This is a genomic window from Sulfitobacter sp. PS-8MA, from assembly GCF_040933935.1.
Classification (GTDB): domain Bacteria; phylum Pseudomonadota; class Alphaproteobacteria; order Rhodobacterales; family Rhodobacteraceae; genus Sulfitobacter.
Genome location: NZ_JBFQYJ010000004.1, coordinates 115,210 through 137,500, shown reverse-complemented (window position 1 = coordinate 137,500; position 22,291 = coordinate 115,210). Strand labels below are relative to the sequence as shown.

The 22,291-nt window shown below is 61.1% G+C and carries 13 protein-coding genes, 1 tRNA gene, 2 rRNA genes and 3 pseudogenes; 7 read left to right on the top strand and 12 right to left on the bottom strand.

The window, feature by feature from the left end; all coding sequences use genetic code 11:
• The first annotated feature begins 349 nt into the window (after nucleotides 1-349).
• The 3 genes from AB4M76_RS02495 to AB4M76_RS02485 all read left to right on the top strand — a co-directional run bounded on the left by AB4M76_RS02495 (nucleotide 350) and on the right by AB4M76_RS02485 (nucleotide 3,868).
• Nucleotides 350-3,276 (top strand): 23S ribosomal RNA (locus tag AB4M76_RS02495).
• A gap of 86 nt (nucleotides 3,277-3,362) precedes the next feature.
• Nucleotides 3,363-3,477 (top strand): 5S ribosomal RNA (gene rrf / locus AB4M76_RS02490).
• A gap of 94 nt (nucleotides 3,478-3,571) precedes the next feature.
• Entirely contained in the window at nucleotides 3,572-3,868 is a 297-nt protein-coding gene (locus tag AB4M76_RS02485; protein ID WP_368440225.1) for a hypothetical protein, read from the top strand.
• Nucleotides 3,869-3,963: 95 nt separating this feature from the next.
• Here AB4M76_RS02485 and AB4M76_RS02480 read toward each other — a convergent pair.
• A tRNA-Pro gene (locus AB4M76_RS02480) sits at nucleotides 3,964-4,040 on the bottom strand.
• A gap of 188 nt (nucleotides 4,041-4,228) precedes the next feature.
• Between AB4M76_RS02480 and AB4M76_RS02475 the strand changes: the two genes are divergently transcribed.
• Both AB4M76_RS02475 and AB4M76_RS02470 read left to right on the top strand, forming a co-directional pair.
• Entirely contained in the window at nucleotides 4,229-5,323 is a 1,095-nt protein-coding gene (locus tag AB4M76_RS02475; RefSeq protein ID WP_368440224.1) for a DUF2793 domain-containing protein, read from the top strand.
• A 477-nt stretch (nucleotides 5,324-5,800) separates the two neighbouring features.
• Entirely contained in the window at nucleotides 5,801-7,222 is a 1,422-nt protein-coding gene (locus AB4M76_RS02470; RefSeq protein ID WP_368440223.1) for a mannose-1-phosphate guanylyltransferase/mannose-6-phosphate isomerase, read from the top strand.
• Nucleotides 7,223-7,321: 99 nt separating this feature from the next.
• Here AB4M76_RS02470 and rsmD read toward each other — a convergent pair whose 3' ends face one another.
• Nucleotides 7,322-7,879 carry a 16S rRNA (guanine(966)-N(2))-methyltransferase RsmD gene (gene rsmD / locus AB4M76_RS02465; RefSeq protein WP_368440222.1) on the bottom strand — a complete coding sequence of 186 codons (558 nt, stop codon included), beginning with the start codon at nucleotides 7,877-7,879 and terminating at the stop codon, nucleotides 7,322-7,324.
• Nucleotides 7,876-9,081: an NAD(P)/FAD-dependent oxidoreductase gene (locus tag AB4M76_RS02460; RefSeq protein ID WP_368440221.1), complete on the bottom strand. Its 1,206-nt coding sequence runs from the start codon at nucleotides 9,079-9,081 to the stop codon at nucleotides 7,876-7,878. Before AB4M76_RS02460 ends, rsmD begins: the two co-directional genes overlap by 4 nt.
• Nucleotides 9,082-9,167: 86 nt before the next feature.
• Here AB4M76_RS02460 and AB4M76_RS02455 point away from each other — a divergent pair, with 86 nt between their 5' ends.
• The gene (locus AB4M76_RS02455; protein WP_368440220.1) at nucleotides 9,168-9,656 is read left to right on the top strand and encodes a peroxiredoxin; all 489 of its coding nucleotides are present in this window, start codon (nucleotides 9,168-9,170) and stop codon (nucleotides 9,654-9,656) included.
• Nucleotides 9,657-9,715: 59 nt separating this feature from the next.
• On the opposite strand, the pseudogene AB4M76_RS02450 reads toward AB4M76_RS02455, so the two are convergent.
• From AB4M76_RS02450 to AB4M76_RS02415, 8 genes and pseudogenes are all read right to left on the bottom strand, one after another.
• Nucleotides 9,716-10,562, bottom strand: a pseudogene (locus AB4M76_RS02450) (mechanosensitive ion channel family protein).
• Between the two features lie 12 nt (nucleotides 10,563-10,574).
• Complete coding sequence (locus AB4M76_RS02445; protein WP_368440219.1) at nucleotides 10,575-10,883, bottom strand: 4a-hydroxytetrahydrobiopterin dehydratase; 309 nt, start codon at nucleotides 10,881-10,883, stop codon at nucleotides 10,575-10,577.
• Nucleotides 10,880-12,072 (bottom strand): annotated as a pseudogene (locus AB4M76_RS02440) (GNAT family N-acetyltransferase). The gene AB4M76_RS02445 and the pseudogene AB4M76_RS02440 overlap by 4 nt, the downstream one beginning before the upstream one ends.
• A 47-nt stretch (nucleotides 12,073-12,119) precedes the next feature.
• A pseudogene (locus AB4M76_RS02435) lies at nucleotides 12,120-12,879 on the bottom strand (glycerophosphodiester phosphodiesterase family protein).
• On the bottom strand, nucleotides 12,876-13,334 hold the full coding sequence (locus AB4M76_RS02430) for a RidA family protein (RefSeq protein ID WP_368440218.1): 459 nt from the start codon (nucleotides 13,332-13,334) through the stop codon (nucleotides 12,876-12,878). The pseudogene AB4M76_RS02435 and the gene AB4M76_RS02430 overlap by 4 nt, the downstream one beginning before the upstream one ends.
• Before the next feature lie 80 nt (nucleotides 13,335-13,414).
• Nucleotides 13,415-14,722, bottom strand: a complete 1,308-nt coding sequence (locus tag AB4M76_RS02425; protein WP_368440217.1) for an HlyD family type I secretion periplasmic adaptor subunit — start codon at nucleotides 14,720-14,722, stop codon at nucleotides 13,415-13,417.
• Nucleotides 14,719-16,455, bottom strand: a complete 1,737-nt coding sequence (locus AB4M76_RS02420) for a type I secretion system permease/ATPase (protein ID WP_368440216.1) — start codon at nucleotides 16,453-16,455, stop codon at nucleotides 14,719-14,721. The genes AB4M76_RS02425 and AB4M76_RS02420 overlap by 4 nt, the downstream gene beginning before the upstream one ends.
• 116 nt (nucleotides 16,456-16,571) lie before the next feature.
• Nucleotides 16,572-18,803, bottom strand: a complete 2,232-nt coding sequence (locus AB4M76_RS02415; RefSeq protein WP_368440215.1) for a transglycosylase domain-containing protein — start codon at nucleotides 18,801-18,803, stop codon at nucleotides 16,572-16,574.
• A 265-nt stretch (nucleotides 18,804-19,068) separates the two neighbouring features.
• On the opposite strand from AB4M76_RS02415, the gene amt reads away from it, so the two are divergent.
• Entirely contained in the window at nucleotides 19,069-20,376 is a 1,308-nt protein-coding gene (gene amt / locus AB4M76_RS02410; protein ID WP_368440214.1) for an ammonium transporter, read from the top strand.
• 39 nt (nucleotides 20,377-20,415) lie between these two features.
• Here amt and AB4M76_RS02405 read toward each other — a convergent pair whose 3' ends face one another.
• Entirely contained in the window at nucleotides 20,416-22,179 is a 1,764-nt protein-coding gene (locus tag AB4M76_RS02405) for a histidine kinase N-terminal 7TM domain-containing protein (RefSeq protein ID WP_368440213.1), read from the bottom strand.
• Between the last annotated feature and the right edge of the window lie 112 nt (nucleotides 22,180-22,291).

Below are 22,291 nucleotides of genomic sequence, written 5' to 3'. Positions count from 1 at the left end.
TCGTCCTTCAGACGAATTGACATCGTAAAGAGAGATACTAACAACATGTTTGATCGCCCCGCGTGAGGGGATGATCTCAGTTGCTGCCCTATCAAGGGCCGGTGTTTGATGACTGCTTCCTCGGTCATTCAAACATATCGCGGCTGAAACGAATATGTTGTCCAAGTCAAGTACACTAACCAGAGCGATGACGCGGCCTCCTGCACGGAGGGTTCGCTATCTGCATCGCTCATTGTCCAGACGACAGTCTGGGCGGGTAAAGTATGCTTTTGATGCAGAATAAGAGGATCAGTTTCTTACCAGCTTCTGATCTTCGCGCGAGACGCCAAGTCTTGCTTTTTCTGGATCAAATCAAGCGCGAAAAGGGCGTTTGGTGAATGCCTTGGCAGTAAGAGGCGATGAAAGACGTGATACTCTGCGATAAGCCATGGGGAGCTGAGAATAAGCTTTGATCCATGGATCTCTGAATGGGGCAACCCACCTGATACTTTGTTATTATTGCTTCGCAATATGTACGCTCCGCGCCGACCTTTGGTCGGTACACCGATCCTTCGGATCGGCACTGGGGCCTGCAGCGGCGCAGTTAATAATGAGGTAAAACAGGTATTTTTAGGCTGAATATATAGGCTTAAAAAGGCAAACCCGGGGAACTGAAACATCTAAGTACCCGGAGGAAAGGAAATCAATATGATACTCCCCTAGTAGCGGCGAGCGAACGGGGACCAGCCGAGCCATGACTGTGATTAGAATGCGTTGGAATGCGCAACCAAAGTGGGTGATAGTCCCGTATAAGAAGCATGATTGGACGTATTAAGTAGGGCGGGACACGTGAAATCCTGTCTGAAGATCGGAGGACCACCTTCGAAGGCTAAGTACTCCTTACTGACCGATAGTGAACCAGTACCGTGAGGGAAAGGTGAAAAGCACCCCGACGAGGGGAGTGAAACAGTACCTGAAACCGAACGCCTACAATCAGTTGGAGCATCCTTGCGATGTGACAGCGTACCTTTTGTATAATGGGTCATCGACTTGGTCTCACGAGCAAGCTTAAGCCGTTAGGTGTAGGCGCAGCGAAAGCGAGTCTTAATAGGGCGTCGAGTTCGTGGGATCAGACCCGAAACCGAGTGATCTAGGCATGGCCAGGTTGAAGATAAGGTAACACTTATTGGAGGACCGAACCCACATCTGTTGAAAAAGATCGGGATGAGCTGTGCCTAGGGGTGAAAGGCCAATCAAACTCGGAGATAGCTGGTTCTCTGCGAAATCTATTTAGGTAGAGCGTCGACCGAATACCCTCGGGGGTAGAGCACTGGATGGGTAATGGGGCCCCACAGGCTTACTGATCCTAACCAAACTCCGAATACCGAGGAGTACTAGTCGGCAGACACACGGCGAATGCTAACGTCCGTCGTGGAGAGGGAAACAACCCTAACCTACAGCTAAGGCCCCTAATTCATGGCTAAGTGGGAAAGCAGGTGAGACGACCAAAACAACCAGGAGGTTGGCTTAGAAGCAGCCATCCTTTAAAGATAGCGTAACAGCTCACTGGTCTAAATAAGTTGTCTTGCGGCGAAGATGTAACGGGGCTCAAGCCATGAGCCGAAGCTTAGGATGCATTTATTGCATGGTAGCAGAGCGTAGTGTGACATAGTTTCATGTGTCCTTAACCACCCAGTTCGATTGGTTTACCCCAACCGGACCGTGGTACTGGACACAAGAAGCTTTCTGTGAAGCCGGCGCGTGAGCGATCCGGTGGAGAGATCACTAGTGAGAATGATGACATGAGTAGCGACAAAGAGTGTGAGAGACACTCTCGCCGAAAGTCCAAGGGTTCCTGCTTAAAGCTAATCTGAGCAGGGTAAGCCGACCCCTAAGGCGAGGCCGAAAGGCGTAGTCGATGGGAACCAGGTTAATATTCCTGGGCCAGATGGAAGTGACGGATCGCAGGGGTAGTTCATCCTTATCGGATTGGATGGGCTGCTGAGCGGTCCCTGGAAATAGCTCCATCGCTAGATCGTACCCTAAACCGACACAGGTGGACAGGTAGAGAATACCAAGGCGCTTGAGAGAACTATGTTGAAGGAACTCGGCAAAATACCTCCGTAAGTTCGCGAGAAGGAGGCCCGGTTCCTAGGCAACTAGGGGCTGGGGGCACAAACCAGGGGGTGGCGACTGTTTATTAAAAACACAGGGCTCTGCGAAGTCGCAAGACGACGTATAGGGTCTGACGCCTGCCCGGTGCCTGAAGGTTAAAAGGAGGAGTGAGAGCTCTGAATTGAAGCCCAGGTAAACGGCGGCCGTAACTATAACGGTCCTAAGGTAGCGAAATTCCTTGTCGGGTAAGTTCCGACCTGCACGAATGGCGTAACGACTTCCCCGCTGTCTCCAACATAGACTCAGCGAAATTGAATTACCGGTCAAGATGCCGGTTACCCGCGGTTAGACGGAAAGACCCCGTGCACCTTTACTACAGCTTCACACTGGCATTAGGCCGAACATGTGCAGGATAGGTGGTGGGCTTTGAAACCGAGACGCCAGTCTCGGTGGAGCCTCCCTTGAGATACCACCCTTGTTCTGCTTGATGTCTAACCGCGGACCGTTATCCGGTTCCGGGACCCTGTGTGGCGGGTAGTTTGACTGGGGCGGTCGCCTCCTAAATCGTAACGGAGGCGCGCGAAGGTTGGCTCAGAGCGGTCGGAAATCGCTCGTTGAGTGCAATGGCAGAAGCCAGCCTGACTGCGAGACTGACAAGTCGAGCAGAGTCGAAAGACGGCCATAGTGATCCGGTGGTCCCAAGTGGGAGGGCCATCGCTCAACGGATAAAAGGTACGCCGGGGATAACAGGCTGATACTGCCCAAGAGTCCATATCGACGGCAGTGTTTGGCACCTCGATGTCGGCTCATCTCATCCTGGGGCTGGAGCAGGTCCCAAGGGTACGGCTGTTCGCCGTTTAAAGAGGTACGTGAGCTGGGTTTAGAACGTCGTGAGACAGTTCGGTCCCTATCTTCCGTGGGTGTAGGATACTTGAGAGGAGTTGCCCCTAGTACGAGAGGACCGGGGTGAACGATCCACTGGTGGACCAGTTGTTATGCCAATAGCAGTGCTGGGTAGCTATGATCGGACAGGATAACCGCTGAAGGCATCTAAGCGGGAAGCCCCCCTCAAAACAAGGTATCCCTGAGAGCCGAGATAGACCATCTCGTCGATAGGCCAGAGATGTAAGCGTGGTAACACGTTCAGTTGACTGGTACTAATTGCTCGATAGGCTTGATTTGATCCAGTAGAAGCAAGACTGCTTAAGCTGATCAAAAGCATACACATACAATCAGTCGTACTCGACTTGGAACAGGAATTTATTCGGTTTGGTGATCATAGCGCGAGCAAAACACCTGGTCCCATCCCGAACCCAGCCGTTAAGTGCCGTAGCGCCGATGGTACTGCGTCTTAAGACGTGGGAGAGTAGGTCATCGCCAAACCTAATAAGTTCCTGAAAAACAGTATCTCTCATTACGATACCCATAAACAAAACCGCCGCAGCAGAAATGCTGCGGCGGTTTTGCGTTAGGGGGGGTGAGTACCGGCTCCGGCAACAGGTTGTTAAGTCTCGCCGTGCTATGGGCAGCTGAAAACTTAGCCAAACGAAAAGCGCATTTCATCAAATTCACGCTGCAAGAACCTGGATTGCTTGAAGCGTCGCCGGAACCGGCGTTCGACAATCTCAGCGTCCTTGCCTGCGATCCATTAGAGGTGCTGATGCCTCATGTTTCGGTTCTTGATCACGCCAATCAGCGGAGATTCTACCAAAGTCAAAAGCGGCATCCGGCAGAGCTGGCGGAGGCGCGCTTGCTTCCGATTGAGCTGACCTAATGCCAGCAGGTGCCCTAGACAGCAGCGCCTATCGTGGCCCTGTAGCGGCATCGGTCTGACACTGACGCGACAAAGTAAAAACATTGAGACGAATTTGGTCGGGCTGAGAGGATTCGAACCTCCGACCCCCTGCTCCCGAAGCAGGTGCGCTACCAGGCTGCGCTACAGCCCGACCGATGTGTTGCGCATAGCGCAGTCGCGCGGAATTGGCAATTCCCGAGTTGCGGGGGAGCGGGCTTTTTGACGGGGTCACATGGCTTCCGCCGCGGTGGGTTAACGAATGGTAAAGCACGCCGCGCTTATCTCCGGTTAATTCCAGTTGCATATCACCGGGCCGAGTTGGTTTTTCATGAGGATGCCATGACCGATACGACAGCCCATCTGGGTCTTCCGATGATCGCCCCATCGCAGGCGCAGAAACATGTGACCCATAATGAAGCGATTCAGATGCTCGATGCGCTGACCCAATTGGTCCTGGCCGGGGTGGACAGCGAAACGCCGCCGGCCGTTCCAACCCCGGGGGAAGTCCATGCGCTTGGGCCGGCCCCAACGGGGGCGTGGTCCGGCCAAGCGGGGATGCTTGCGCAATGGGTCGCCCCGGGCTGGCGTTTCCTGATGCCGCAAGAAGGCTGGTGCGGCTGGGACGCAACGGGCGGGCGGATTCTGTTCTGGCAGAACGGGGTGTGGGAGGTCTGGTCGCCAGAGCTCGATAATGTAAGCCGCGTCGGGGTCGGCACGGCGGCAGATATGACGAACCGTTTGGCCGTCGCCTCCGACGGCGCGCTGTTCAGCCACAGCGGCGCGGGACATCGGCTGACGATCAACAAGGCCGCCGCGGGCGAGACCGGCGCGTTGCTCTATCAATCGGGCTGGACGGGCCATGCGGAGCTTGGCCTGACAGGGGACACGGATTTTCATCTGAAAGTCAGCCAAGACGGAAGCACCTGGACCGAGGCCCTGGTGGTTGACGCCTCCAGCGGCCACATGAGCGGCGCTGCGGTGCAATCCAGCCCCACGGACACCACCGCAGGCCGTTTGGCGCGGGCAGATTATGCTTACGGGCCGGGCAATCTGATCGGGACAGTCAGCGAAGCAGCCGGGCAGCCCACCGGCGCGGTGATCGAACGGGGGCGCAATGCGAATGGCGATTTCGTGCGCTTTGCTGATGGCACGCAGATATGCAGCCATATTGCCTATTTCGACAGTTCGGCGCCTAACGCGGACGCCGACCATATCTATCCGGCCCCTTTCACAGACCCCTATGAGCAGACCCATATGGCCTCGATCGCAACCCCGATTGGCGGGGCTAATCTGGCCCAGCTGGATGCGCTGGCGCGGGGGCTGACCGTGTGCCCCTATGGTGGCGGCGGATGGCGGCTGCGCGCCTACAGCTATGGCGGCGGCGATATCGGTCTGGTGCCCTTTCGCCTATCTGCTGTGGGGCGCTGGTTCTGAAGGAGATGTCGATCAGCGGTTATGAGGATCTGCGGCCTGTCAGGGCCGAGCGCAGACGTCACAGCGGGGCCGTGAACCGCAGCGAATGTGAGCAAATGCGCTAGCTCAACTCATCCCCCAAGTTCGCATGGCCCGCAGTCACGTGAGTATGCTCCCGCATGGACAGCGCGTCAAGCTGCGCTTGTAGGTGCGAAAAAGCTTTCTCTGGGGTCCGGGGGGGGCGGCCATGGGTGGCTCCGGTAATGATCGTTGTGTCGCGTGAAAAGGTAGTTTGAGGTAATCGAGAATAGTGCTCAATATCGGCAACCGCCACAGTATCAGAAAGTGTGCCTCTTTTCGCGCAGGGCTGCAACCGCAAGCGAAAAACGCGTGTGCGGAAGGGGGTATAGGCGAGACGGCGGGGACTGGTATGCTGCCGGCAATAAGTAGTTATCTAGGCCAATTTCATAGACACAGCGTTTTCGGGGACAACCAATTATGATCACACCTATTCTTCTATGCGGTGGCTCCGGGACACGGCTTTGGCCCTTGTCCCGCAAATCCTATCCCAAGCAATTCGTGCCCCTGCTAGGCGAAACGACGCTGTTCCAAGCCTCAGCACAGCGCTTGTCGGGGGAAAGTTTCGCCTCGCCGCTGGTGCTGACCAATTCGGATTTCCGGTTCATCGTTGCCGAGCAATTGACCGAAGTTGGCATTTCCCCCGGTGCGATCCTGATTGAGCCGGAGGGGCGCAACACGGCGCCGGCGATCCTTGCGGCGGCTTTGTGGTTGGAAAAGACCGATCCCGATGGCTTGATGCTGGTGGCGCCGTCCGATCACGTGGTGCCGGATGCCGAGGCTTTTGTCGCCACGATGGCAGCGGGGGCCGAGGCCGCCCGGGCCGGGCAATTGGTGACTTTCGGCATCACCCCAACCCATGCGGAAACCGGCTACGGCTATCTGGAACTGGCCGAAGCACCGGACGCGGGGACGGCAGCGCCGCAGAAGCTTGAGCGGTTTATCGAAAAACCCGAAGCGGCTCGGGCCGAAGAAATGGTGAAAGCGGGAAATTACCTCTGGAACGCCGGCATTTTCCTGTTCTCCGTGCGCGCGATCCTTGAGGCCTTCCGCGCCCATGCGCCTGATCTGGTCCCGCCGGTGCAAGCCGCTGTGGACCAAGGCCAGCCCGATCTGGGGTTCCTGCGTCTGGCGCCGGAACATTGGGCGCAGGCCGAAGATATCTCGATCGATTATGCGGTGATGGAGAAGGCAAGCAACCTATCGGTCATTCCCTTTGCCGCCGGCTGGTCTGATCTGGGCGGCTGGGATGCCGTTTGGCGTGAGGTTGCCCAGGATGATCAGGGCGTTGCCACATATGGCGAGGCCACGGCGATTGAATGCCGCAACACTTTGCTGCGCTCCGAGGATGAGAACCTTGAGGTCGTGGGCATTGGGTTGGACAATATCATTGCCGTCGCGATGCCCGACGCGGTGCTGGTGGCCGATTCCTCCCGCGCGCAGGAGGTCAAGAAAGCCGTGGCCGCGCTCAAGCAAAAGGGGGCCAAACAGGCGACCTCCTTTCCCAAAGATCACCGGCCTTGGGGGTTCTTTGAAAGCCTAGCGGTGGGCCGCCGTTTCCAGGTCAAACGCATTCACGTCCACCCCGGCGCGGCCCTGTCGCTGCAAAGCCATCATCACCGCTCCGAACATTGGATCGTGGTCGAAGGCACGGCCAAGGTGACTGTTGATGATGAGGTGAAACTGGTGACCGAAAACCAATCGGTCTACATCCCTCTGGGCGCGGTACACCGGATGGAAAACCCCGGCAAAGTGCCGATGGTGTTGATTGAGGTTCAGACCGGGTCCTATCTCGGCGAGGATGATATCATTCGCTATGAGGACGTCTACGCGCGCAGTTGAAGGGCTGCGCCTTGGGCAGAGGGCTGCGCCTTTGGGGGCGCTGCCCCCGCAGCCTTTGGCTGCGCCCCCGCGGGTATTTAAGAAAGGATGAAGGAAGGACTAGGCGTCGCCGTGGCGCAGCAGCGTCACATGCGTGTCGCCATATTTGCGCCTGTCGAGCCTGGTGAAGCCCGCGGGTGCGGTCATGGGGGCATTTTCCTCCCAGATGACCGTGGCGTCAGGGGCGAGCCAGCCGCCTGTCGCGGCGGCGGTGAGGGCTTTCTGGCCCATGGATTTGCCATAGGGCGGATCAAGGAACACCAGATCAAAGGGCGGCGTCGGGCAGTTGCCGAGTTTGGTGGCGTCGCCGCGGTTCAATATGCAGGCCGCGCCGCAGTGCAGAGTTTCCATATTCTGGGCGATCAGCCGTTGCCCGGTCCGTCCATTTTCCACAAAGCAGACCGTGTCGGCGCCGCGCGAGAGGGCTTCGAACCCCAAGGCGCCGGTTCCGGCGAAGAGGTCTAGCACCCGGGCGTTTTCAATCACGTCGTGATGGGTGAGCATGGAGAAGAGGCTTTCGCGGACGCGGTCTGACGTGGGGCGCAGATGCGCGGCGGTATCGCCTTTGCCCACCGAGGCAAGCGGTCGGCCGCGGTATGTGCCGGCGATGATCCTCATGATTTGAGAAGTGTTTTGAGATCGGTTTCGGGGGCCGCGACCAAGGCAGGGTCGGGGGATTTACCCGCCTCAATGAGCCGTTTGCCGACCATATAGCCGCGCGGGTCGTTCATGGCGTCCACGGCGAGCAATGTGCTGCCCTTGAAATACCAGAAAGAAGTGCTGCTGGCGTCGCGGCGGCTGACCACATGGTCATAGCCTGTATTGAGGCCGGCGATCTGCAGTTTGACGTCGTATTGATCCGACCAGAACCAGGGTTTGGCGACATAGTCCTTGCCGGCGCCGAGGATGTTTTCGGCGACACATTCGGCCTGATCGATCGCGTTTGGCACGCTTTCCAAACGGATGCGGCTGCCGCGGTAGGGGAAGGAGGTGCAATCTCCCGCGGCCCAGATATGCGGCGCGCTGCTGCGGCCCTGGGCATCGACCGCGATGCCATTGTCGATGTCGAGCCCGGCGGCGCTGGCCAATGTGGTGTCAGGGTCGATACCGACGCCGGTGATGACGAAATCGGCGGCAACCTCACTGCCGTCGCTGAGCCGGGCGCCGGTGACATGGTCTTGGCCCAGCAGCCGCTCCAACCCGACACCTTCGCGCAGGGTGACGCCGTGGCTTTCATGAAGGGCGCGGAAGAAATCACTCGTTTCGGGGGCGGCGACACGTTGTAGAATGCGGTCGGCCATCTCGATAAGCGTGACCTTGAGCCCCAGTTTGGCGGCGACGGCCGCGGCCTCGAGCCCGATATAGCCGCCGCCGACGATCAGCACCCTGGCCCCGGCGGTGAACCGCGGTGCCATGGCATCCACATCCGCAAGGTCGCGCACGGTGAAGACGCCTTTCAAGCTGCCGCCCATGGCTGCGGGGAGGCGGCGCGGGGTGGAGCCGGTGGTGAGCACCAGTTCGTCATAGGAAAGGGGGCCATTCGTGGTTGTAATGCTTTGGGCTGTCGGATCAATCGCCGTCACATGGCAATTGGTCATCAGCGTGATGTTCTGATCCGCGTAGAAGGATGCAGGCCGCAGAAACAGCCGCTCAAGGGTCATATCGCCCAGCAGGTAGCCTTTCGACAGCGGGGGGCGCTGGTAAGGGGGGCAGGGTTCGGCGCCGATCAGCGTGATCTTACCGTTAAAGCCGCTGTTGCGCAGTTTGGCCACGCAGGACGCCCCCGCCTGTCCGGCCCCAATCACCACCACATGCTGCATCTGTCATCCCCGATTGATCTGGTCTCAGATCCGGTCAAAGCCTATATCTGGGGCCAAGACAACCACAATGACAGGAGAGGCAAACCATGGCGATTTCACAAGGGGACACACTGCCGGATGCAACATTGGTGCAAATGGGCGCCGAGGGGCCGGAGCAGGTGCAATTGGCCGATAAGGTCAAAGGGCGCAAGGTGGTGATCTTTGCGGTGCCGGGGGCGTTCACCCCGACCTGCCATTCGGCCCATGTGCCGAGCTTTATACGCAGCAAGGATCAGTTCGACGCCAAGGGCGTGGATGAGGTGATCTGCATTTCCTGCAATGATCCCTTTGTGATGAAGGCCTGGGGCGCGGCGACCGGTGCAACCGAGGCCGGGATCACCATGCTGGCGGATGCCGACAGCGCATTCACCCGCGCCATCGGCATGGATTTTGACGCCGCCCCTGCCGGGTTGGTCGCACGTTCCAAACGCTATGCGATGTTGGTGGAAGACGGCAAGGTTACGCTTTGGCAGCCAGAGGAAAACCCCGGTGTCTGCGAGGTTTCGGGCGGCGAGGCCCTGCTGGAGAACATGTAAAACGCGGGCGCCCGGCGGATCAGGCCGGGCGCGTGGGGTGCGGCGGGGCGGGGGCTGCCTTATTCGGCCGCTTGCAAAATGGTGCGGGTGGGGAAGGGAATATCGACCCCGCCTGCGTCCAGCGCCTCTTTGACCCTGCGGGTCATATCGGCCTTGAAGGTGAAATAATCGTCGGCGCTGCACCAGACCCGCACGAGGAAATCGACGGAACTGTCGTTGAGGTTGTTCACCTGAATGAAGGGTTCAGGATCGCTATGGGCGCGTTCGTCGGCCATGATCGTGCTGCGGATGATCTCTTCGGCGGTCTTGAGGTTGGCGCCATAGCCGACGCCAAAGGTCCATTCCGCGCGGCGGGTCGGGTTGACGGAATAATTGGTAATGACATTGCCCCCAGACTTCGGAGTTCGGCACGATCACCTGCACGTTGCTGAGATCGGCCAGCACCGTGTAGTTCAGGTTGATCTGTTTGACGGTGCCCATTTCGCTGGCGATTTCGACAAAATCACCGATCTTGATGGGGCGGAACAGGATCAGCATGACGCCCGCGGCGACATTGGACAGGGTGCCCTGCAAGGCCAGACCAATCGCCAGACCTGCCGCACCGATGACCGCCACGACCGAGGTCGTCTTGACCCCAAAGGTGTTGAGCACAAAGAGAACCGTAAAGCCCAGCACCACATAGCGCACGATGGAGGCAAGGAACTCGAACAGCATCTCGTCGAGATGTTTGTGCCGCTTGCCGAGGTTCTCGACCCGGTGTTGCAGCCAGCTTGAAATGATCCAGCCCAGCAGCAGGATCACGATCGCGCCAATCACCGACCCCGCGGCGCTGACCAGAAACTCCAGCGTCAGCAGATCGGCGAGGGTTTTACCCTGCCACAGTTCCGTTGCAAACAAGTCTTCCATTCGGTCTCTCCGTCAGTCTTTCTCGGCCCCAAAGAGACCATCCATCTTGCGCGCCAGTTTCGCATCGAGCGAACTCAGCCCGTCCACGTCATGTGTGATGAGCGTTACCGTTACACGATTGTAAACGTTACGCCATTCGGGATGGTGATTCCATTTTTCCGCCCAGATTGCCACCCGTGTCATCCAGCCAAAGGCATCCGCGAAATCATGGAACTTGAAAGTTTTATGGAGGGCGTCGCGCCGCTCGGCCATTTCCCAGCCGGTATCGAAGAGGGGTTGCAAAAGGGTCTTGCGGGTTTCTGGGCTCAATCTCTCGGTCATTCCTGTTCCTCGATCTCGGTTTTCTTGAAGGGGCCATAGTCCGGTCAACACGCTGATTTCCTCGTCCACGGCCTTCGGCTTCGGCTTGCAGATATTCGCCCACCGCTGCGGCAAAGCCCGGATCGCGCATCCAATGCAGCGACCATGTGGGGCTGGGCAGATAGCCGCGGGCGAGCTTGTGTTCGCCCTGTGCGCCGGCCTCGACCCGGCCAAGGCCCTGGGCGATGGCAAAGTCCATGGCCTGATAATAGCACAATTCGAAATGCAGGAACGGGTGGTGTTCGGTGCAGCCCCAATAGCGGCCATAAAGCGTATCGGCGCCGATGAAGTTCAGCGCCCCGGCCACCCAACGCCCGTCACGCTCGGCCAGCACCAGTGCGATGTCATCGCGCAGGTCTTCCTGCGCGTGCTCGAAGAACGCGCGCGTGAGATAGGGCGAGCCCCATTTCCGCGCGCCGGTGTCTTGGTAGAATTGCCAGAAGGCGTCCCAATGCTCGGGCGCAATCTGATCCCCGGTAAAGGTGTGAATGCTGCCGCCGAAGCCCTGCGCCTGGGCGCGTTCCTTGCGGATATTCTTGCGTTTGCGCGACGACAGGCTGGCAAGGAAACCGTCGAAATCGGCATAGCCCTGATTGTGCCAGTGAAACTGCTGGCTCTTGCGGGTCATCAGCCCGAAATCCTGCGCGCGCCGGGCCTCTTCGCCGGTGCAAAAGGTGACATGCAGCGAGGACAGCGCGTTATTGTCGGTCAGTTGAACCGCGCCCTGTATCAAGGCCGCCATACCCGCCTTTTCAAAGCCGGGCCGCAGCAGGAAACGCCGCCCGGTGGCAGGCGTATGGGGCACGGCGATCTGCAGCTTGGGGTAATAGCGCCCGCCTGCGCGCTGGTAGGCGTGGGGGCCCAACTGTGGTCGAAGATATATTCGCCCTGACTGTGCGATTTGGCATACATCGGTGCCACGGCGATCACCTGTCCGGCGATGCGGGCCGCCAGATACTGCGGCTGCCAGCCCGTACCGGGGCCGACAGAGCCGCTGCGTTCCAAGGCCGAAAGGAAGCGATAGGTGGTGAAAGGGTCGCGGGGGCGCTGGCCCGCCTGCGGCCTCGGGGCAGGCGCAGGCGTCCCAGTCCGGCTGGCCGATCTGGGCCAAGTCGGGCACCACCGTAATCTCGATTTCTTCTGCGCTCATGGTATCTTGCCTGCCTCGCGTCCTATGTGTGGCCTGTGGCCTGCGGATCAAGGGCGCTGCGGCAGATAGCCCTCGAAGGTGATGTTCTGCGCCACCTGCCGGGCGGTCTTTTCCTCTGCCGCGCTGCCGATCGTCCAGCAAAGCACGGCAGCACCACCCCGTTTCAATTCGCCCACGCGGGGGCGGGCGAGGTCCTCTGCCTCATGGCTGATGAAACAGGCTTCGCTCGCGGCATAATCGGGGATTTCCCGCAGCCGGTCACAGGTTTTCCGGGGCAGGGGGCCAATCGCTGTAGCGAAAGGCGCTGGTGGTCAGCCCGCGCGGGACATTGGGCAAGAGCCGGGCCAGTTCGCGCACCGCATGCGGGTTGAAGGACATTACGGCAAGCGGGCCGGGATAGCTGGCCAACACCTCGGCGGCAGCGGCTTCCAGCGCGCCGATGTCTGGCCCCATGCCGCCGTCTTGATCCTTGAACTCCACCAGCAGCGGCACTTGGCCCGCGATGAGGTCCAGCACCTCGGGCAGGCTGGGGATGGTCTCCTCCCCACCGATGAGCGGGATCACGGAGAGTTCCGCCGCGCTGCGCAGCCGGATCGCGCCTTTTTCTGGCGTCAGCCGGTCGAGCGCATAGTCGTGAAACACCATGGCTTGGCCGTCGGCGCTCAGCTGCAGGTCGATCTCGATGCCGAAACCGGCATCAATCGCCGCGCGGATCGCCGCGCGGCTGTTTTCCGGCCGCCCGCATGACAGGTCATGCAAGGCGCGATGCGCGAGCGGTTGGCGCAGAAAGGCGGCCGGCAGGGTCATTCGATCTCGAAAATGCCTTCGATCTCAACCGCGACACCCATGGGCAGCGATGCCGCCGAGACGGCGGAGCGGGCGTGGCGGCCCACGTCTCCGAGCGCTTCGACCATGAAGTCTGAGGCGCCATTGATCACCTTGGGCTGCTCGGTGAACTCCGCGGTGGAGTTTACGAAACCGGTCAGTTTGACCACCCGTTTCAGCCGGTCGAGATCGCCGTCACAGGCGGCCCGCACCTGCGCCAGCAGGCTCAGCGCACAGGTCTTTGCCGCCGCCGCGCCCGCGTCAACATCCATGCTGTCGCCCAGCCGCCCGGTGATCAGCCCCTCTGGCCCGTTGGAGATCTGGCCCGAGACGTAAACCGTGTTGCCGGTGACCACGAAGGGCACATAGTTCGCCGCCGGGGCGGGGGCGTCGGGCAGGGTGATGCCAAGATCTGCGAGGCGGGCGGTCAGTGACATGGGGTTATTCCTTTAACTTCGAACCATGACGCGACGCTAGCCGCCCCGCGCCCGAAGGAAAAGCCCCCCGGGCCGCGCCATCAGCTTTCGCGGAAGGCGCGGGCGAAGTAATCCGCCATCGGTTTGACGAGATAGGCCATCGGAGAGCGGTCCCCGGTGCGGATAAACGCCTCCACCGGCATGCCGGGCAAGAGGACCGTGCCTTCGGCGAGCTTCTCTGTCTCGCCGGGGTTCAGGGCAATCTCGGCCCGGTAATAGGGCTGGCCTGTGGCCTCATCCTCGATCGCATCGGCAGAGACCTGCAGCACCCGGCCCACCAATTCGGGGGTGGTGCGCTGGTTCAGCGCCGAAAGACGCAGGTTCACGTCCTGCCCGACCGCGACCTGATCGACATGGATCGTCTGCACCCGCGCGGCAATCACCAGCGGGCGGTCTTGCGGGACAAGATACATCAGCGGCTCTGCCGCCCGCACCACCGAACGCGGGGTTTGCACCTGCATGGCGTAGATCACCCCCGAGACCGGGGCGCGGATATCAAGCCGGTCAATCTCGGCCAGCAGGGCGCGGCGTTGTTCGGCCAGTTCCAATTCGCGGTAGCGCAGGTCACGCAGCCTTGTGATGGCCTCTTCGCGCCCGGCGGAGCCCAGTTTGAGCCGCTCGATGTCGATCTCGGTCACGCGTTCTTGCAGCTGGGCCTTCTGCGCGGATAATTCCCCGATCTGGCCGCGCAGGCGCGCTTGCTCGCGTTGCAGGGTCAGTACGGCAGAGGATTGGGTCAGCCCCCGGTCGAGCAGCGATTGCTGGTTGCCAAGCTCTTCTTCGATCAGTTCCAACTGCCGCGCGAGGGCGGTTTCCTGCGACGCCACGCCTTCGATCTGCGCCCCGATTTGCAAACTGCGTTTGGCCAGTTGGTCCAGTTCCTGCGCGACGGACACGCGGCGCGCCTCAAACAGGTTGCGCTGGCCTTTCATCAGCTCCTGCACGTCCGGGTCCGCTTCCCCGGCTGCGATAAGCTCGGCGTCAAAGTCGATGCTGTCGGCCTCATCGCGCTGCGCGTCGAGCCGGCCGCGCCGGGCCATCAATTCGAAAAGCTGCCCTTCGACGATCGCCAGTTGCGAGGTCAACTGCTGCGCGTCCAGTTGCAGCAGGGTGTCGCCCGCCTGCACAGAGTCGCCCTCATCCACAAGGATCTCGGCGACCACGCCGCCGGTCTCATGCTGGACGATCTGGCGGTTGCGGTCGACCTCGATCCGGCCAGAGGCCACGACCGCGCCTGATATCTGGCTGGTCACCGCCCAGGTGCCGAAACCGCCGAAGAGCACCAGCAGCCCGACGAAACCCAGGACAAGCGGCCGGGTGGCCGTGTAGCTTTTGCGGTCCGCGCTCATACCACGCCCCCCGAATGGGCCGGAGCCTGTTGGATCTCACGGTGGTTCTTTACCATCCCTGCAAGCACCTCATCCTTGGGGCCAAAGGCCATGCGCATGCCGCCGTCGAGCACCAAAAGCGTGTCGCATTCCTGAATCGCCGCCGGGCGATGTGCCATGATCAGGACCGAACGGCCGCTGGCTTTCATCTGGCGGATCGCGTGGTTCAACGCTTGGCTGCCGATGTTGTCAAGGTTCGAGTTTGGCTCGTCCAAGACCACGATCACCGGATCATCATAAAGCGCACGGGCCAGCCCGATGCGCTGCATCTGGCCGCCCGACAGCCGCACCTGACCGGCGCGAATTTGCGTGTCATAACCATCGGGCAGTTCCAAGATCATCTCATGCGCTGCCGCCATTCTGGCGGCTTTGACCACTTTGGCATCATCCGGGTTTGGCGATAGCCGTGCGATGTTTTCCGCAATCGTGCCGTCAAACAGCTGCACCCGCTGCGGCAGATAACCGATATGGCGGCCCAGTGTTTCCGTGCCGTAATGCTCCAGTGCCGCCCCATCGAGCCGCACCGCGCCACCTGCGGGCGCCCAGACCCCGGTCAGGGTCCGCGCCAAGGTGGATTTGCCTGCGCCCGAGGGGCCGATCACCCCGACAGCCTGACCCGGTTCGACCTGAAAGGACAGGGATTTCAACGCGGCTTGCTTTTCGCCCGGGGCCACGACGGTCAGCCCCTTGGCGGTCAGCCGGGCCTTGGGCCGGGGCAGGGTGGTGCGGGCAGATTCCTCGCTTACCGCGCCCAGAAGCTCGGCCAGATTGGCCCATCCCAGACGCCCGCGTTGCACCACGGGCCATTGGTTCAGCGCCAGTTCCACCGGGGCCAGCGCGCGGCCCAGCAGGATCGAGCCGGCGATCATGGCGCCGGGGGTCATCTGGTTTTTCAACACCAGCCAAGCGCCGAGCCCCAGCATGGCCGATTGCAAGAACAGCCGCAGCGTCTTGGTCATGGCCGAGAAGGTGCCGCCCACATCCGTGGCGCGCAGCTGCTGCGCCAAGGCGCGGCCCCGCGTTTGCTGCCAGCGGGTGAAAGCCGCGTCGCGCATGCCCATCGCCTGCACCATTTCAGCCTCAACCCGGATCTGATCCGACATCGCCCCGGCTGCCTGTCCGGCCACCCCGGCCTGCGCCTGACTTTCGCGCGACAGCAGTTGATTGGCCACGGTGATCGCCACCAGCACCAGCGCGCCGCCCACTGCCAGCCAGCCCAGCATCGGATGGAACAGAAAGATCGCGGCAAAGAAGATCGGGGTCCAGGGCGCGTCGAATGCGGCCATCAGCACGGGCGAGGTCATCAGACGCTGCACCGCTTCAAGATCGGCCAGCCCGGCGTTGGTTCTGAGATCCGGGGCAACGGCAGATTTGCGCACCACCGCATCGAATACCCGCCGGTCGAGATCGGATTGAAACCGCGCACCGACGCGGGCCATGATGCGGCCCCGGGTGTAATCCAAGACGCCCATCACCGCATAGAGAAAGACCACCAGCACCGAGAGCGCGATCAGCGTCTCCTCGGACCCGGAGCCCAGCACCCGGTCATAGACCTGAAGCATATAGAGCGGCCCGGTCAGCATCAGCAGATTGGCAAATAGGCTGAACAGGGCCACGGCCCAATAAAGCCCGCGACTACGATTGCGGACGCGACGCAGCTCGGCTGCGCCTCTCTTTACCACTTCAGTTTTCATTGAATCCTCTTGACACTGTCCACGGCGCAAGCCTGCTGCGCGCCCCATGCCTCTGTTAAAGGCATAGTTACTTTAACGTCCCGTTGCCATGGCTGGTTTTTCCCACGCTTGCGCCGCTAGCGGTCAAGGAAGGTGGGGGCCGGGGCGGCGGCACCGTCGCCGCCGCTGTTGCTGCCAAAGATGTCGCGCAACACCCGGTCGATCACATTGTCCGCACCGCCACCGCCTTGCCGGGGCTGTGGCGTGGGCGGGGCGGGCTGGGCCTCACCGAGATTGCTGGGGGGCGCGGGGGCCATCATCGGCAGATCCTTGACCGGCAGCCCATCGTGCACGCGGCGCATGGTCTCACGCCAGATCTCCGCCGGCAGCCCGCCGCCGGTGACCCCGGTGAGCGGCGTATTGTCGTCATAGCCCATCCAGACCCCGGCCACGTAATCGGCAGAGAAACCAACGAACCACGCATCCTTATTGGCCGAGGTGGTGCCGGTCTTGCCCGCCAGTTGACGCCCGCCAAACTTGGCGCGCTGGCCGGTGCCTTCAGAGATCACCTTTTCCATCATATAGACCAACTGCCGTGCCGCATCTTCCTGGATGACCCGCTCGTTGATCCCGCCGCCGGTGCCCATCAGAGGCTCCGTTTCGCCCAAGAGGCGCAGATCAATGAGCCCGTAGGGCGTCACGGAAGACCCGCCATTGAGGATCCCCGCATAGGCGCCCGTCATCTCCAGCAGCGTGCTCTCGGACGCGCCAAGCGCAAGCGCCGGTCCCGCGGCCAGATCGCTCTTGATGCCAAACTGCGAGGCCACAGAACTCACGACCTCGCGGCCAACACTTTCCGAGACTTTGACCGCCGGGATGTTCAGCGAGTTTTTCAGCGCGTCGGTCAGCGTCACCGGGCCTCTGAAACGCTTGGTGTAGTTCTTGGGGCACCATTCGCCGGAGCCGGGAATCTTGATGCAATAGGGTTCATCGACGATGAGATCATTGGGCGAATACCCCAGATCGAGGGCCGCCGCATAGATGAAGGGTTTGAAGGCAGAGCCGGTCTGGCGCATGGCCTGTGTGGCACGGTTGAAGGCGCCTGCGACCTTGGTCTTGCGCCCGCCGACCAGGGCGCGCACCGCACCATCCGCCGACATGACGACAATCGCCGCCTGCGCTTTCGAGCCGGGTTTGACCTTGTTCTCGAAAACCCATTTCAGCCCTTCTTCTGCAGCGCGTTGAATGCGCTGGTCGAGGGTGGTCTTGATGATGACATCCTCGGTGGTGTTGCGGGTAAAGAACTCCGGCCCCGAGGACATCACCCAATCGGCGAAATAGCCGCCCGCTTCCGCCTCTGCCGCCTCCGAGAGCTGCGCGGGGTTGGCGATGGCGTCATCCGCCTGTGCGGCGGTCAGATAGCCTTGGTCTTCCATCAGCCGGATCACCGTGGCCGCGCGGCTTTGCGAGCGGTCAAGGTTGTTGGTGGGCGACAGGGTGGTTGGCGCGGTCAAGAGCCCGGCCAGCATCGCCCCCTCGGCGGGGGACAGGGCCGAAGAGGGTTTGCCAAAGAACCGCTGCGCTGCGGCTTCGGCCCCATAGGCGCCGCCGCCCATATAGGCGCGGTTGAGATAGACCGACAGAATGTCGTTCTTGCTGTATTTCAGCTCCATCGCGAGGGCAAAGAGGGCTTCTTTCGCCTTGCGGCCCAGCGATGAACGGCGGCAATCGGCCTCATATTCCTTTTCCGTCAGCCCCGAGCTTGGGTCGTAGGGCTCGCCCAGACAGAGCAGCTTGGCCGTCTGTTGCGTGATGGTGGAACCGCCATGGCCCTGCAAGGGGCCGCGCCCTTCGCTGAGGTTGATGCGCACCGCCGAGGCGATGCCGCGCGGGCTGACACCGAAGTGATTGTAAAACCGTTTGTCCTCGGTCGCGATGACGGCGTTCCGCAGGTGTTTGGACACCGATTCCGCCGTCACAACGCCGCCAAACTGATCGCCGCGCCAGGCAAAGACATCGCCCTCGCGGTCCAGCATGGTGACCGACCCCCGGGCCCGCCCGTCGAGCAGATCCTCCAGCGGGGGGAGCGTGGTATAGGTATAGCCCACCGCCAGCGCGAGCGCGAGACCGGCCACCAGACCAAGCCGCCAGGTGATCGTCCAGAGCAGCCGCCAGAACCACCGCGCCACCGCCGCGAAGAACCCCAGGATGCCGCCGCGCCGGGGCCGTCTGCTCCGGGTCGCCTTGCGCCGCGCGGGCGCGGCTTTGCGCTTTTGGGGTTTGGTTTGCTTGCGTGGTTTGGGTTTGGCCTTACCCGCATAGCGCTTGTCAGCCACCAAGGGACGTTTGCGCTTGGATTTGTCACTCATAAATTTGCTGCCCGGCCTGTTTTGCGACACCATAAACTGCCTGCGCCGGATTGTTTAGCGCCACATTTCGCAATCGGCATCAATTGTCTGATTAATTTTTGGGCGGTTTTGTCGCACCGCCGAAATTTTGGGCGCGGCCCCGGCGCCGGGGGCGCTTTCGGCGTCAAAACTGTGCAATCCATCGTCGGTTTCGTCTCTCTTGGGTCTGCGTCGCCTGATTGCGGCTGCATTTTGCTTTTTCGATCCGCAGATAGGACATGATCCGATGAAACCCAGTTTGACCCTTCCCCTTGCCACAGGGCTAAGTGTGTTGCCCGGCCTTGCGCTCGCGCAGGAGCCCGAATTTGCGCCCTTGGCCGACACCACCTTCATCTTCAACACGCTGCTGTTTCTGATCGGCGGGTTTCTGGTGTTCTGGATGGCCGCCGGTTTCGCCATGTTGGAGGCGGGGCTGGTGCGCAGCAAGAATGTGACCACGCAGCTGACCAAGAACATCGGCCTCTTTGCCATCGCGGCGGTCATGTATTGGCTGATCGGCTACAACATCATGTATCCCGGCGAGGGCAATTGGATCATCGAGGGGGTTCTGGGCAGCATCGGCCCCAAGGACATCAAGTCTGAGATCGACGCCGGCGGCTATTCCAACGCGTCGGACTTCTTTTTCCAGATGATGTTCTGCGCCACCACGGCCTCTATCGTCTCCGGCGCGCTGGCCGAGCGGATCAAGCTTTGGCCGTTTTTCATCTTCGTCACGGTGCTCACCGGGCTGATCTACCCGATCGGGGCCGCTTGGCAGTGGGGCGGGGGCTTTTTGTCGGCCATGGGGTTCAGCGATTTCGCGGGATCGACGCTTGTGCATGCGGCGGGGGGCTTTGCCGCACTTGCCGGGGCCATCGTGCTGGGGCCGCGTCTGGGGAAATACAGCCGGGATGGCCGGGTGATCCCAATGCCCGGCTCCAACCTCGCGCTGGCCACTTTGGGGACATTCATCCTCTGGCTCGGCTGGTTCGGCTTTAACGGGGCGTCGCAACTGGCGATGGGCACGATCGCAGATGCGGATGCGGTGGCGCAGATCTTTGCCAATACCAATATGGCCGCTGCCGCCGGCGCCCTGGCGGCGCTGCTGCTGACGCAGGCGCTGTTTAAGAAGGTTGACCTGACGATGGTGCTCAACGGCGCGCTGGCGGGGCTGGTATCGATCACCGCCGGGCCGCTGGACCCGACCCTGTTCGGCGCGCTTTGGATCGGTGCCGTGGGCGGGGGGATCGTGGTCTTTGCCGTGCCCATGCTCGACAGGCTCAAGATCGACGATGTGGTCGGCGCGATCCCGGTGCATCTGATCGCAGGTTTCTGGGGCACGCTGGTGGTGCCGGTCTATACCGAAGGGACATCCTTTATCACCCAGATCGCGGGTTTCGGCGCGGTGGGGCTCTTCGTCTTTGTCGCCAGCCTGCTGGTCTGGAGTGTCCTGAAGGCCAGCCTCGGCATCCGCGTCAGCGAAGACGCCGAGATTGCCGGGCTCGACATGTCCGAACTGGGCATGGAAGCCTATCCCGAATTTGCCAAGGGCTAGGTTTGGCTCTGCCCGGCCCTTCGGGGGCCGGGTGGTCCGTCAGGCGGCCAAGGGCAGGGCGATGGTGAAAGTCGTGCCGACCCCGGGGGCGCTGTCATAGCGGATGCTGCCGCCATGCCGGTCCATGATCTGGCGCGAGATATGCAGGCCCAGACCGCTGCCATAGGCGGTTTTCGTGTCTGACCCGTCAAGCTGGGAAAACGGGGCGAAAACCTTGGTCTCCGAATTGGGCGGAATGCCACAGCCGGCATCGGTCACAGTGATCAGCGCCTGTCCGTCGCCGCGGCCCAAAGCAACCTCCACCGTGCCACCGGGGTCGGAAAACTTCACCGCGTTTGACAGCACATTGCCCAGAACCTGGCCCAGCCTGTCGCCATCCGCCCGCACCATCAACGGGTTCTTGGCGGGGGGATAGGTGAATTTGATGTTCTTCTGGGGCTGCAGCGCCTCGGCATTGGCTGTTGCCGTCACCACGATATTTGTCAGATCACATTCGGCGAACTGCATGCGGAATTCGGCATTGCTCAGGCTTTGGGTGTCGATCAGATCATTCACCAGTTTGGTCAGCGCGGCCGTATTGCAGGTGGCGCGGGCCATGAGGTGGTTGCGCTGGGCCTCGGTCATATTGGCAGCGCCATTGGCCAGCAGCCCCAGCGAGCCATTGATCACGGTAAGCGGGGTGCGCAGCTCATGGCTGACCGTGGCGAGGAATTGAGACTGCATCTGTTCTGCCGCGATGGCCTTCTGCGCCGCGATCTTCTGGGTGGTGACATCCAGCAGCGCCACCGCCCAGCCCAGCTTCTTTTGCCCCTCCCCCAGCGAGATCACATGCGCCCGCACGGCGAAATGGCGTTTGCCCAGTTGAATGTCGGTCACATCCGGCAGGCTCTTGTGATCCACAAGATGGGTGACCAATTGACCAAGCGCGCCGTCTTGCAGTTGCGACCGGCCCGGGGCGGCGTTCTCTTTCAGCAGATCTGCCGCTGCCGGATTGGCTTCGATCATATTGCCGCCCGGATCGAGGATGAGAACCGGGTCCGTGGCATTGTAGAACAGTAATTCGCGGGCAATGGCGTTGACGTCGACCCAGCGGTTGTCGGCAATCAGCCAGGCCACCAGCATTAGCGAGAGGGCAAAGGAGAAGGACGTGGGGTCGGAGCCGAGGAAGTGAACATCACCGATCAGATAGGACAGGTTCACCACGATCGGAATGAGCGTCCCTGCGAAGAGCTTGAGAAAGAAGCTGCGCACCGCTGGGGTTGCCTTGAGAACCGCGCGCCCGGTGATGACAATCGCGGCCATAAGGACGAGGTATAGATAGCTCACCGTGGCAAAGAACAGCGGGCCGTGATCGTAATCGACATAGGGCGCGCCCCCGTCGGTCACGAACCGCGTGGCAGGCCCGTAGAAGGCATGATGCCAGGCCGTGGTGAGCGCCGCCGACATAATAAGGGCCGGCGCGCAGAAGACCGCGCCAAGAACGACCCTGCGCGGCACTTTGGCGCCAAGGGCGTATTCATAAAGGAAAAAGGCCCAGAAGGTCGGCAGCAGGACGATCCCGATCCAGGCACCCTGCGCCACCCCCATGGCACAGCCGACCGACTGCGCCGAGAGTTCGAGCCCGACCGCGACGAGCCACCAGACCATGGCGGCATTCGAGAGCAAGAACCAATGTTTGCCCGGCAAGCTGCTGTGGCTGCGCACCCAGAACCCCAAGGCCACGACGAGCAGAACGGTCACGATGACCAGCTGCACGGCGGGGAGGGACACATCAAATGAGATGCAGGGAGGGGGGGCGCTCAAAATTGCTTTGCCTTCAAATATGCTGTCTTAACGTGATGTTAACCAATCACGGATTATGAACCAAGTTCTGTCTCCACTTGGTCGCAAAGAAGGCAATGTGAGGGCAGGAAAA